The organism is Streptococcus sp. 10F2 (genome assembly GCF_054331515.2).
The window spans coordinates 1-13,808 of sequence record NZ_JBTGGE020000012.1; the positions used below are offsets into that span (position 1 = coordinate 1).

Sequence of the window (13,808 nt, forward strand, 5' to 3'; positions counted from 1 at the left end):
TCTGTTCACGATACCTTGTTGTCTTTTTTTAAAGTTATATTGTATTTCCTTAGTGCTTTCCAAACTGCATTAATCGCACAGGAAAAGTGCTCTGCGATTTCTCGCAGATAGGCATCTGGATGTTGCTCAACATAAGCCAATAACTGGTCTTTGGGAAGTTTACGGGGGGAACGTTGTCTAGGTTTGTCCTGTAAGTGTCCTTCCGTTTTTAATTTTCGTTCCCATCTATGCAACGTAGAGGGATTGATACCGAAAAGCTCACAAGCTTCTGTTCGAGTGTGCCCTTCCTGAACGAAAGACAGCACACGTTTTCTAAAATCAATGCTATATGTCATGGTTCTATTTTATCACGTATTATAAAGTGGAACAACTATATATGAGGCAGGGGTTTGAACCCTGCCTTTTTTGTGACATCACCTCATCAAAGGAATTTTTCGATACTCAGGCTAGTCTTATTGAAAGACTAGTGAATAAATGCTATGATTAAGATAGTTTTTTGAAAAGGATTACAATTTTATATTTGTTTTGTGAGAGAGCCTATTTCGTTCATCCGAGTGAACTTAGAGTGAGCAATTTCCAGCACAATTGTTGAGTGCTTGATTGGTGGACCAGTTGAGTCACAAGCTAGATAGAAGGTATTCTTTTTTTGCGCATATAAGTGTAGAAAGGACGTTATGAGAAGAGAGAACATTCAAAGGTTTTCACTAAGAAAATTATCAGTTGGTTTGCTATCGGTGACAGTCGGTAGTGTCTTTTTATCGTTTTCAGATCAAGAAGTAGCAGCTACTGAGTTAGATCAAGAAGAGGCAGCGATTCGCTATCATTATGTGACGGAAGATGAGTTGACTCCTCAGGAAAAAGAGCAAATTATCCAAGCCTTGCCGAGTCTTCACGCAGAGCAGGTGAGCGACTATTATTTAGTCTATCGACCTGAAAGTGTTCAAGAAGGTAGCCAGAACTTACCTCAAACAGGGACTGCTTTACTGAATCCAGCATTGGCTCTAGGATCGGTAGCTCTTTTTATTGTTGGCTTAAAGTTTACAAAGAAAAAAACAGCAAAAGTAACCGTTGCTCTCTTCCTAACTGGTGCAGGAGGATTCGTTCTATCATCGGATGCTTTAGCACTATCGAATGTAGTTTTAGCACAGTATAACCAAATTGTGAATGTAGGAGCTGATGGTCGTTTACCAGCTCCAATGGATATTCCGGATTATCGCTATATTGGCTATTTAAAAATGGATAAAGCTGGAGGGCTTTTATTACCAGAAGGAAGCGAGTCGACAGACAGGTTGGGATTGTTACAGGGACTTCCTAATCCTAGTCAAGAAGAATCGTCATTGTTGTATCCTGTGCCTCCTGTTGTTGCTCCCCAGGTACCTGAGGAGACTCCAGCTCCCGGCCAGGTTGTTCCTGAACCTCCAGTAGTTACTCCGGAACCACCGGTAGTTACCCCAGAACCGCCAGTGGTTACCCCAGAACCCCCAGAGGTTGTTCCGGAACCTCCAGTAGTTACTCCTGAACCGGGTGAGGTTGTTCCCGAACCTCCAGTAGTAACTCCGGAACCACCGGTAGTCACCCCTGAACCGCCAGTGGTAACTCCGGAACCACCGGTAGTTACCCCCGAACCGGGTGAGGTTGTTCCTGAACCGCCAGTGGTAACTCCGGAACCCCCAGTAGTCACCCCCGAACCGGGCGAGGTTGTTCCGGAACCTCCAGTAGTAACTCCGGAACCACCGGTAGTTACCCCCGAACCTCCAGTAGTAACTCCGGAACCACCGGTAGTTACCCCCGAACCTCCGGTAGTCACTCCCGAACCGGGTGAGGTTGTACCCGAACCGCCAGTGGTAACTCCGGAACCACCGGTAGTCACCCCCGAACCGGGCGAGGTTATTCCTGAACCGCCAGTGGTAATTCCGGAACCACCAGTAGTTACCCCTGAACCTCCGGTAGTCACCCCCGAACCAGGTGAGGTTGTTCCTGAACCGCCAGTGGTTACCCCGGAACCTCCGGTAGTCACCCCCGAACCAGGTGAGGCTGTTCCTGAACCACCAGTGGTAACTCCCGAACCCCCAGTGGTAACTCCCGAACCTGAGGAAGACGTTTTGGAAGTTCGTTATGAAGATTTACTGTTTGAAACAGTTTATGAGGCAGATGAGGGTCTTGCTTATGGCTATCAGAAAATTCTAGAAGAAGGAATTCAGGGAACTAAGAAAATTGTTTGGAATGTTACCAAACAGGAATTAGTGAGTGAGCAAGTGGTCTTACCACCTACAAAACGCTTAGTACGTGTTGGGACACAGCCTCATATTAATCGAGAAGAACTTCCGTTCAAGGAAGTTCGTCAGGACGATCCGAATCTCGAAAAAGGTCAAGAGCAGGTTGTGACGGAGGGACGCGCGGGTCTTGAGACAAGTACTACTCGTTACAGTGTAGATGCGCAAACAGGTCAGGTTACCGCCCTTCCAGTTGAGGTTGAAACTCGTCCAGCTGAGGATCGTGTGATTGCGGTTGGTACCAAGGAAATTGAGCCACCAGTAGTGACTCCAGAGCCGGAGGATGTCTTAGAAACTCGTCAAGAGCCGATCGCTTTTGAAACGGTTTATGAATCAGATGAGAGTCTTGCCTATGGTTCAAGTCAGGTAGCTCAAGAGGGTGTTGCAGGAACTAAGGAAGTTGTTTGGAATGTAACCAAGGATAGCCTAGTCAGCGAAAGTGTAACAAGTCCAGCAGTATCACAGATTGTTCGTGTAGGAACTCAGCCAAGTGTCACAACGAAGGAACTTCCGTTTAAGGAAGTTCGTCAGGAAGATCCGAGTCTTGAAAAAGGTCAAGAGCAGGTTGTAACGGAGGGACGTGCGGGTCTTGAGACAAGTACCACTCGTTACAGTGTAGATGCGCAAACAGGTCAGGTTACCGCCCTTCCAGTTGAGGTTGAAACGCGTCTAGCTGAGGATCGTGTGATTGCGGTCGGTACCAAGGAAATTGAGCCACCAGTAGTGACTCCAGAGCCAGAGGAGGTCTTAGAAACTCGTCAAGAGCCGATCGCTTTTGAAACGGTTTATGAATCAGATGAGAGTCTTGCTTATGGTTCAAGTCAGGTAGCTCAAGAGGGTGTTGCAGGAACTAAGGAAGTTGTTTGGAACGTTACCAAGGATAGTCTAGTCAGCGAAAGTGTAACAAGTCCAGCAGTATCACAGATTGTTCGTGTGGGAACTCAGCCAAGTATCACAACGAAGGAACTTCCGTTTAAGGAAGTTCATCAGGAAGATCCGAGTCTTGAAAAAGGTCAAGAGCAGGTTGTAACGGAGGGACGTGCGGGTCTTGAGACAAGTACTATTCGTTACAGTGTAGATGCGCAAACAGGTCAGGTTACCGCCCTTCCAGTTGAGGTTGAAACTCGTCCAGCTGAGGATCGTGTGATTGCGGTCGGTACCAAGGAAATTGAGCCACCAGTAGTGACTCCAGAGCCAGAGGATGTCTTAGAAATTCGTCAAGAGCCAATCGCTTTTGAAACGGTTTATGAATCAGATGAGAGTCTTGCTTATGGTTCAAGTCAGGTAGCTCAAGAGGGTGTTGCGGGAACTAAGGAAGTTGTTTGGAATGTAACCAAGGATAGTCTAGTCAGCGAAAGTGTAACAAGTCCAGCAGTATCACAGATTGTTCGTGTAGGAACTCAGCCAAGTGTCACAACGAAGGAGCTTCCGTTCAAGGAAGTTCGTCAGGACGATCCGAATCTCGAAAAAGGTCAAGAGCAGGTTGTGATGGAGGGACGTGCGGGTCTTGAGACAAGTACTATTCGTTACAGTGTAGATACGCAAACAGGTCAGGTTACCGCCCTTCCAGTTGAGGTTGAAACTCGTCCAGCTGAGGATCGTGTGATTGCGGTCGGTACCAAGGAAATTGAGCCACCAGTAGTGACTCCAGAGCCAGAAGATGTCTTAGAAACTCGTCAAGAGCCGATCGCTTTTGAAACGGTTTATGAATCAGATGAGAGTCTTGCTTATGGTTCAAGTCAGGTAGCTCAAGAGGGTGTTGCGGGAACTAAGGAAGTTGTTTGGAATGTAACCAAGGATAGTCTAGTCAGCGAAAGTGTAACAAGTCCAGCAGTATCACAGATTGTTCGTGTAGGAACTCAGCCAAGTGTCACAACGAAGGAGCTTCCGTTCAAGGAAATCCGTCAGGACGATCCGAATCTCGAAAAAGGTCAAGAGCAGGTTGTGATGGAGGGACGCACGGGTCTTGAGACAAGCACAACTCGTTACAGTGTAGATGCGCAAACAGGTCAGGTTACCGCCCTTCCAGTTGAGGTTGAAACTCGTCCAGCTGAGGATCGTGTGATTGCGGTCGGTACCAAGGAAATTGAGCCACCAGTAGTGACTCCAGAGCCAGAAGATGTCTTAGAAACTCGTCAAGAGCCGATCGCTTTTGAAACGGTTTATGAATCAGATGAGAGTCTTGCTTATGGTTCAAGTCAGGTAGCTCAAGAGGGTGTTGCAGGCACTAAGGAACTTGTTTGGAACGTTACCAAGGATAGTCTAGTCAGCGAAAGTATGACAAGTCCAGCAGTATCACAGATTGTTCGTGTAGGAACTCAGCCAAGTGTTACAACGAAGGAGCTTCCGTTCAAGGAAGTTCGTCAGGACGATCCTTCTCTTGAAAAAGGTCAAGAGAAGGTTGTGACGGAGGGACGTACGGGTCTTGAGACAAGTACTACTCGTTACAGTGTAGATGCGCAAACAGGTCAGGTTACTGCCCTTCCAGTTGAGGTTGAAACGCGTCCAGCCGAGGATCGTGTGATTGCGGTTGGTACGAAAGAAGATGTTCTAGAAACTCGTCAAGAGCCGATCGCTTTTGAAACGGTTTATGAATCAGATGAGAGCCTTGCTTATGGTTCAAGTCAGGTAGCTCAAGAGGGTGTTGCAGGCACTAAGGAAGTTGTTTGGAACGTTACCAAGGATAGTCTAGTCAGCGAAAGTGTGACAAGTCCAGCAGTATCACAGATTGTTCGTGTAGGAACTCAGCCAAGTGTCACAACGAAGGAGCTTCCGTTTAAGGAAGTTCGTCAAGACGATCCGACTCTTGAAAAAGGTCAAGAGCGGGTTGTAACGGAGGGACGTGCGGGTCTTGAGACAAGCACCACTCGTTACAGTGTAGATGCGCAAACAGGTCAGGTTACCGCCCTTCCAGTTGAGGTTGAAACTCGTCCAGCTGAGGATCGTGTGATTGCGGTTGGTACGAAAGAAGATGTCTTAGAAACTCGTCAAGAGCCGATCGCTTTTGAAACGGTTTATGAATCAGATGAGAGCCTTGCTTATGGTTCAAGTCAGGTATCCCAAGAGGGTGTTGCAGGCACTAAGGAAGTTGTTTGGAACGTTACCAAGGATAGTCTAGTCAGCGAAAGTGTGACAAGTCCAGCAGTATCACAGATTGTTCGTGTAGGAACTCAGCCAAGTGTTACAACGAAGGAACTTCCCTTCAAGGAAATCCGCCAGGATGATTCGAGTCTTGAAAAAGGTCAAGAGCGGGTTGTGACGGAAGGCCGTGCCGGTCTTGAGACAAGCACTACTCGTTACAGTGTAGATGTGAAAACAGGTCAGGTTACTGCCCTTCCAGTTGAGGTTGAAACTCGTCCAGCTGAGGATCGTGTGATTGCGGTTGGTACGAAAGAAGATGTTCTAGAAACTCGTCAAGAGCCGATCGCTTTTGAAACGGTTTATGAATCAGATGAGAGTCTTGTCTATGGTTCAAGTCAGGTAGCTCAAGAGGGTGTTGAAGGAACTAAGGAAGTTGTTTGGAATGTGACTAAGAATAGTCTAGTCAGCGAAAGTGTAACAAGTCCAGCAGTACCACGGATTGTTCGTGTGGGAACTCAGCCAAGTGTCACAACGAAGGAACTTCCGTTTAAGGAAGTTCGTCAGGATGATTCGACTCTTGAAAAAGGTCAAGAGAAGGTTGTGACGGAGGGACGTGCCGGTCTTGAGACAAGCACAACTCGTTACAGTGTAGACGCTAAAACAGGTCAGGTTACCGCCCTTCCAGTTGAGGTTGAAACTCGTCCAGCAGAGAATCGTGTGATTGCGGTTGGTACGAAAGAAGATGTTCTAGAAACTCGTCAAGAGCCGATCGCTTTTGAAACGGTTTATGAATCAGATGAGAGCCTTGCTTATGGTTCAAGTCAGGTATCCCAAGAGGGTGTTGCAGGCACTAAGGAACTTGTTTGGAATGTTACGAAAGATAGGCTTGTAAGTGAGCGTATTGCTCGCTCAGCAGTATCACGGATTGTTCGTGTAGGAACTCAGCCAAGTGTTACGACTAAAGAGCTTCCGTTTAAGGAAGTCCGCCAGGATGATTCGACTCTTGAAAAAGGTCAAGAGCGGGTTGTGACGGAGGGCCGTGCGGGTCTTGAGACAAGCACCACTCGTTACAGTGTAGACGCTAAAACTGGTCAAGTCACAGCTTTACCGACACAAATACAGGTTACTCCGGCTATCGATCATGTGATTGCAGTAGGAACCAAGGAACCTGTAAAACCAAGCCTAATGGTTCAAAAATTAGAGAAGGACATTGATCAGAAACGTGTTATTGTAACCTATCAATTAGTCGATCCAGATGCACGGTATCAGTCAGCTAAGGCCTTTTTATACAAAGAGGATGAGTTGGTTCGTGAACTGGTTCTATCGGATCCGAAGCAACCGGTAATCCTTTCCGATCTAGATTACTTTACAGATTACACACTACGGACAGAGATGACTTACAGTCTTTCTGGGCAAGCAGTCACTGAGTCTCAAGCAAAACAGGAAGATTTTGTTCTAGAGCATAAAAAGATTGAGTTGAAGGATATTCAAGGGATTGAGTTACATGAAAAAGTAGGTGGAAGTTTCCGTAAAGTTGAGAATCTGATAACTCCAAAGAGTGCAGACACATACTTTGTAAATGTTCGTTCGAAGGATAGTAAGGACATGTTGCTGCCTGTGTCGGCGATTGATGAGGTAGAGAAAGATGGTAAAGCTGTTTATCGTTATACCGTATCCTTCCCTGAGTTAGTGCAGGAAGGTCAAGATGGATATAAGAATGATTTGGCCTTATATATTCCTAAAGATGGAAGTGATCCTTCAGTAGCGAATGCTTACAGAGCAAATTATCTGACAATGCCAGAAGCGAAAGCTGATCGAGAAATTGCTTACTACAATACAGAAAAATTGTTGCCATTCTATACGAAGGATTATCTTGTTTACCTAGGTAATCAGATTGATCCAAATGATAAGTTGTATCAAACAAAACTGGTAGATGTGGTACCGATGGTTGATAATCGGATTGTAGTTGATCCTTCAAGTGATAAGACAGCGATTAATCGTTTGATGTTGCATTATGAGGATAAGACCGTTGCGTATATTCCTGTGACCTACAAAGGTGATTTTAAAAATAATCAATTGGCAGAGTATCAATTGACAGGAACGCCACTCTTATATACACCTGAGAATTTCTTAACTTCCTATCAATCGGTCATTGATGAAGTCACTCCGATTCTTTCAGCCATTGCTTTTGATTCTGCTGAGGTTCGACAAGCATTAGGCATCCCAGAAGGAGATACAAGCAAAAACTTGGGGGACCTTTATTTAGAAAAAGGTTTCAATGATTTGAAAGCGAATCTGAGTCAAGAATTGAGAAAACTTTTGGCGGCAGACAAGGCAATCAATTCAGGAGATGGCATTATTCGTGAGAAACTGGTGTCTGATATAAAAGAAAATGCTGTTCCTCTCTTGCTAGGCTTGAGTTATTTGAATCGCTGGTATGATATTAATTATGGAGAGATTAATGTCAAAGATCTATCTGTTTATAAATCAGACTTCTTTGGTAAGCAAGATGTATCTGTTTTAAATCAAGTCATCCAATTAGGAAAATCTGGTTTTGATAAATTAAAAGCTGCCAATAATGTCACTACGTTTGCGAGTCATTTAGCTTCAGCCAAGCAAAAAAGAAATCTCTTTGAGTATTTGGAGAGCTATCGTGAACTCTTCTTACCAAATAAGAACAATAATGAATGGTTGAAAGAAAATACAAAAGCCTATCTATTCGAGGGCTTCTCAGGAATTCCAGAGCATCGAAAACGTCAGGAAGCCACTTATGGTCAAAAGAATAACAAATATTCTATTGGGATTTATGATCGTATGGCTAGTCAATCCAATGTTTGGAAGTACCAACATATGATTTTGCCACTTTTAACGATGAAAGAAGAAAGTGTTTATATCATTTCAAATATGTCCAATCTAGTCTTTGGAGGCTATGAACGATATAGAACAGGGGACTTGGCTAATTTAACGGGTGAAGATTATAACAAGGCGATTCGTGCTCTTGTAGATCGAGCTGGTGTTTGGTATAGAGACTACTTTGATTTCTGGTATAAGATGTTGACTGAGAAGACTCGGGAGAAGATGCTTGGACCAGTTGTTGGTTATGATGGGTTCCTATACTATAGTTCTGATGGTAGCCGTAGCTGGCGGAATCTCTATGACAAGGATGCTTCGATTCAGGAATTCTTTGGTCCAGCCGGTCGTTATTATCTGAATTCAGGGGCGGGAGCCTTTGCCAATGGTGTCTCTGTTTACTTCACTTACTATCGTTTCCTAGATCAGACAGGAGCTGGTATTTTGACGCATGAGATGACCCATAATTTCGATGATCATGGATACCTAGAGGGACATAGAAGACGTGAGGGAATGGGAGGAGAGCATTATGCTCAAGGTCTGTTAGAGTCTCCATCTGCTCAAAACAAGGCTATACTGGGAATCAATATGCTATTCCAATTTGATGAGAATGCAACAGATCGTTACCATGCTGCGAATCCAGCAGAGCGCTACAAGACCCCTGAAGACTTGCAAGAGTATATGAAGGGCGTATTTGATGTGTTATACCTATTGGAATATGTGGAAGGTCAAGCAGTCTTGGCACAAGATACAGAGGTCAAGAAAAAATGGTGGCGGAAATTTGAAAATGAGTGGGTGGTTGACCGTGATGGGAACCAGACTCATGCAGCCAATAAGATTCGTCGCTTGACAGATGAGGAAGCTAACCAATTGAAGACCTTTACAGATTTGATTGATGGGGATATCTTGAATCGCCGTTATTACCGTGACGAAGAGACCCTTAGACGCGGGAACTACTATGGTCTAGCCTTATTGTCTCCAATTTATTCAGCTATTTCGAATGATAAGGGAGCACCGGGTGACTTAACCTTTAGGCGGACTGCTTTTGAGTTGATAGCTGCGAAAGGATATCAAGAAGGATTTGTTCCGTATGCTTCAAATATGTATGCGCAAGAAGCTTTGGCTCAAGGTCTCAAGACTTGGTCTGAAGGTCGTCGAGCTTATGTCGGTCTGCCAAATGATCAATTGATTTTTGAAAAAATCTTTAAGGGTGAATACGCATCTTGGGGAGACTTCAAAAAAGCAATGTATCAAGAACGGATTGAAAAAGCTCAGACGCGAGGTCTTAAACCAATTACAATTCAGTATGAGTTAGGGAAACCAAATTCCACTCAGACTGTGACGATTTCATCACTAGAAGACTTGCAACGTTTGATGAATGAAGCTGTTCAGAAAGATATGACTAATATTGACCGAACAACGAGCTATGCTCCGGCAAGTTGGGTGAACACTCTGTTATCGAAAGTTTATAATGCTTATCTACGCCAAAGCAAGGATTTCAGAGAGTCTATCTTTAAATAGTGTGTTAGAAATAGATAGTTTCACCTATTTTAAGGGTTCAAGCCAATAGCAAGACTTTTTGTTGAATACCTTACTGGAATGCCGTGATCGGTTTCCGTAGGCATAGATACTTATAAAGAGCTTTGACGCATTTGCTAAGCGTTTGGAGTGGAAGTGGGAGTTGAGCAGATAATATGAAAGGGAGATTTCTAGTCGGTTCCTTTCAGATTATTAAGCTTTTCCCACTTCCTTTTTATTTTTACTTGCTAGATGTAGTTGAATATGGTAGAATAGCTTGAATAAGTTGTCGTTTGTTTTCTACTGAAATATTGTCCAGTAGGGAACCTACAGCAGTTAAATCATTCCGAAAACGAGTCGATTTAGCTGCTCTTTTTGTGTCTTATTTTAGGTATTTTAAGAATTGTAATCTATTTTTAAATTTTCTAAAAATTATAAAAGGGCAATGGGAACCAGTTAGGCACAAGCTGGTGTTCAATAAAGAAAAGGAGTTAACAACTTGGCAGGACATGAAGTTCAGTATGGGAAACACCGTACACGTCGTAGTTTTTCAAGAATCAAAGAAGTTCTTGATTTACCAAATTTGATTGAAATCCAAACAGACTCGTTTAAAGAATTTCTAGACCATGGTTTGAAAGAAGTTTTTGAAGATGTACTTCCTATTTCAAACTTTACAGATACCATGGAATTGGAGTTTGTTGGCTATGAATTACGGGAGCCTAAATATACACTTGAAGAAGCACGTTCACACGATGCGAATCTTTCAGCTCCTATTTTTGTGACCTTCCGTCTTGTAAACAAGGAAACTGGAGAAATTAAGACTCAAGAAGTCTTCTTCGGAGATTTCCCAATGATGACTGAAATGGGAACCTTCATTATCAACGGTGCTGAACGGATTATCGTTTCCCAGTTGGTACGTTCACCAGGTGTTTACTTCAACGATAAGGTCGATAAAAACGGTAAAGTTGGTTACGGTTCGACTGTAATCCCTAACCGAGGTGCTTGGTTAGAACTAGAAACAGATTCGAAGGATATTGCTTATACGCGGATTGATCGGACACGGAAAATTCCATTTACAACTTTGGTACGTGCGTTAGGTTTCTCTGGGGATGATGAAATCATTGATATCTTTGGAGATAGTCCTTTAGTACGTAACAGTTTGGAAAAAGATGTCCATAAGAATCCAATGGATTCACGGACAGATGAGGCTTTAAAAGAAATTTACGAGCGCCTTCGTCCAGGTGAGCCAAAGACGGCAGAATCCTCTCGTAGTCTTTTGATTGCTCGTTTCTTTGATCCACGTCGCTATGATTTGGCGGCAGTTGGTCGTTATAAAATTAATAAAAAGTTAAACATTAAAACACGTCTTTTGAACCAAACATTGGCAGAGCCATTGGTAGATGCAGATACAGGTGAAATTCTAGTTGAAGCAGGTACGGTGATGACGCGTGATCTGATTGAGGAGCTAACACCTCAGTTGGATGGTGATCTTCATAAAATTGTTTATATTCCAAATGATTCAGCTGTCTTGACGGAGCCAGTTGTTCTTCAGAAATTTAAGGTGGTTTCACCAATAGATCCAGATCGTGTAGTGACGATTATTGGGAATGGAAATCCAGATGAGAAGGTTCGCACAGTAACACCAGCGGATATTTTGGCTGAGATGAGCTATTTCTTGAACCTTGCTGAGGGAATGGGACGTGTCGATGATATTGACCACCTTGGAAATCGTCGGATTCGGACAGTAGGTGAGTTGCTTGCCAACCAAGTACGTCTTGGTTTGTCTCGGATGGAGCGAAATGTCCGTGAACGGATGAGTGTTCAAGACAATGAAGCTCTTACACCACAGCAGATTATTAATATTCGTCCTGTGACCGCTGCGATTAAAGAATTCTTTGGTTCGTCTCAGTTGTCTCAGTTCATGGACCAACACAATCCTTTATCAGAGCTCTCTCACAAACGTCGTTTGTCTGCTTTGGGGCCTGGTGGTTTGACACGGGACCGTGCAGGTTATGAGGTGCGGGATGTACACGCGACACATTACGGTCGTATGTGTCCAATCGAAACACCTGAGGGACCAAACATTGGTTTGATCAATAACTTGGCTTCTTACGGTCACTTGAACAAATATGGATTTATTCAAACTCCATACCGTCGTGTTGACCGCGAAAAAGGTTTGGTAACCAATGAGATTGTTTGGTTGACTGCCGATGAAGAAGATGAGTACATCGTGGCTCAATCCAATTCCCCATTGGATGCGGAAGGTCATTTCACTACAGATATCGTGATGGGACGTCATCGCGGGAATAACCAGGAGTATGCTGCTAGTTCTGTAGACTTTATGGATGTTTCACCGAAGCAGGTAGTTGCGGTAGCGACGGCATGTATTCCATTCTTGGAGAACGATGACTCCAACCGTGCCTTGATGGGAGCCAACATGCAACGGCAGGCCGTGCCATTGATTAATCCGAAAGCTCCTTATGTTGGTACTGGTATGGAATATCAAGTAGCTCATGATTCAGGAGCGGCTGTTATTGCTAACCATGACGGAACTGTTACTTATGCTGATGCTGACCGTGTTGAAGTTCGTCGTGAAGATGGTTCCCTTGATATCTATAAAGTTACAAAATTCCGCCGTTCTAACTCTGGTACTGCCTACAACCAACGTACTTTGGTTAAGTTAGGTGATAAGGTTGAGAAAGGTGATTTCATCGCCGATGGACCATCCATGGAAAATGGAGAAATTGCCCTCGGACAAAACCCTATCGTAGCCTACATGACCTGGGAAGGTTACAACTTTGAGGATGCGGTTATCATGAGTGAACGCTTGGTCAAAGACGATGTTTATACATCCGTGCATTTGGAAGAATACGAATCAGAGACTCGTGATACCAAGTTAGGCCCTGAAGAAATCACACGTGAAATTCCAAACGTAGGACCAGATGCTCTAAGCCATTTGGATGAAATGGGAATTGTTCGCATTGGGGCAGAGGTTAAAGAAGGAGATATCCTGGTTGGTAAGGTTACTCCAAAAGGAGAAAAAGACCTTTCAGCAGAGGAGCGCCTTCTACATGCCATCTTTGGAGATAAGTCACGTGAGGTTCGTGATACTTCTCTTCGTGTTCCACACGGTGCTGATGGAGTCGTTCGTGATGTGAAAATCTTTACCCGTGCCAATGGCGATGAATTGCAATCAGGTGTGAACATGCTGGTTCGTGTCTACATTGCACAAAAACGGAAAATTAAAGTAGGGGACAAGATGGCCGGACGCCACGGAAACAAAGGGGTTGTATCTCGTATTGTACCTGTGGAAGATATGCCATACTTGCCAGATGGAACTCCAGTGGATATCATGTTGAACCCTCTTGGGGTACCATCACGGATGAATATTGGTCAGGTTATGGAATTGCACTTGGGAATGGCAGCTCGCAATTTGGGAATCCATATTGCAACACCAGTCTTTGATGGTGCAAGTTCACGAGATTTGTGGGATACCGTTCGTGAAGCTGGTATGGATTCAGATGCCAAGACGATTCTTTACGATGGTCGTACAGGTGAACCATTTGACAATCGTGTCTCTGTTGGGGTCATGTATATGATCAAGCTTCACCACATGGTTGATGATAAACTCCATGCACGTTCTGTTGGACCATACTCGATGGTTACACAACAGCCATTGGGTGGTAAAGCTCAATTCGGTGGACAACGGTTCGGTGAGATGGAGGTTTGGGCTCTTGAAGCCTATGGCGCTTCCAATGTCCTTCAAGAAATTTTGACCTACAAATCAGATGATGTGAATGGACGTCTTAAGGCTTATGAAGCCATTACTAAGGGAGATCCAATTCCAAAACCAGGTGTTCCAGAATCCTTCCGCGTTCTTGTTAAAGAATTGCAATCACTTGGTCTAGATATGCGCGTTCTTGATGAAGATGATCAAGAAGTTGAATTGCGTGATTTGGATGAAGGGGAAGATGATGGCATCATCCATGTAGATGATTTGGAAAAAGCACGTGAAAAAGCTGCGCGGGAAGCGAAAGAGGCTTTCGATGCAGATGAATCAAAATAAGTGAACCAAAAAGAAAGGTA

Annotated in this window: 3 protein-coding genes; 2 read left to right on the forward strand and 1 reads right to left on the reverse strand. The window is 44.1% G+C overall.

Going from position 1 to position 13,808, the window contains the following annotated elements; translation table 11 throughout:
* Positions 1-5 precede the first annotated feature (5 nt).
* The gene (locus ACXM1Q_RS03835) at positions 6-335 is read right to left on the reverse strand and encodes an IS630 transposase-related protein (RefSeq protein WP_458516340.1); all 330 of its coding nucleotides are present in this window, start codon (positions 333-335) and stop codon (positions 6-8) included.
* 339 nt (positions 336-674) lie between these two features.
* Here ACXM1Q_RS03835 and ACXM1Q_RS03840 point away from each other — a divergent pair, with 339 nt between their 5' ends.
* Both ACXM1Q_RS03840 and rpoB read left to right on the forward strand, forming a co-directional pair.
* On the forward strand, positions 675-9,725 hold the full coding sequence (locus tag ACXM1Q_RS03840) for a G5 domain-containing protein (protein WP_458516342.1): 9,051 nt from the start codon (positions 675-677) through the stop codon (positions 9,723-9,725).
* Between the two features lie 496 nt (positions 9,726-10,221).
* Positions 10,222-13,788, forward strand: a complete 3,567-nt coding sequence (gene rpoB / locus ACXM1Q_RS03845) for a DNA-directed RNA polymerase subunit beta (protein WP_458516344.1) — start codon at positions 10,222-10,224, stop codon at positions 13,786-13,788.
* The last annotated feature ends 20 nt before the right edge of the window (positions 13,789-13,808 follow it).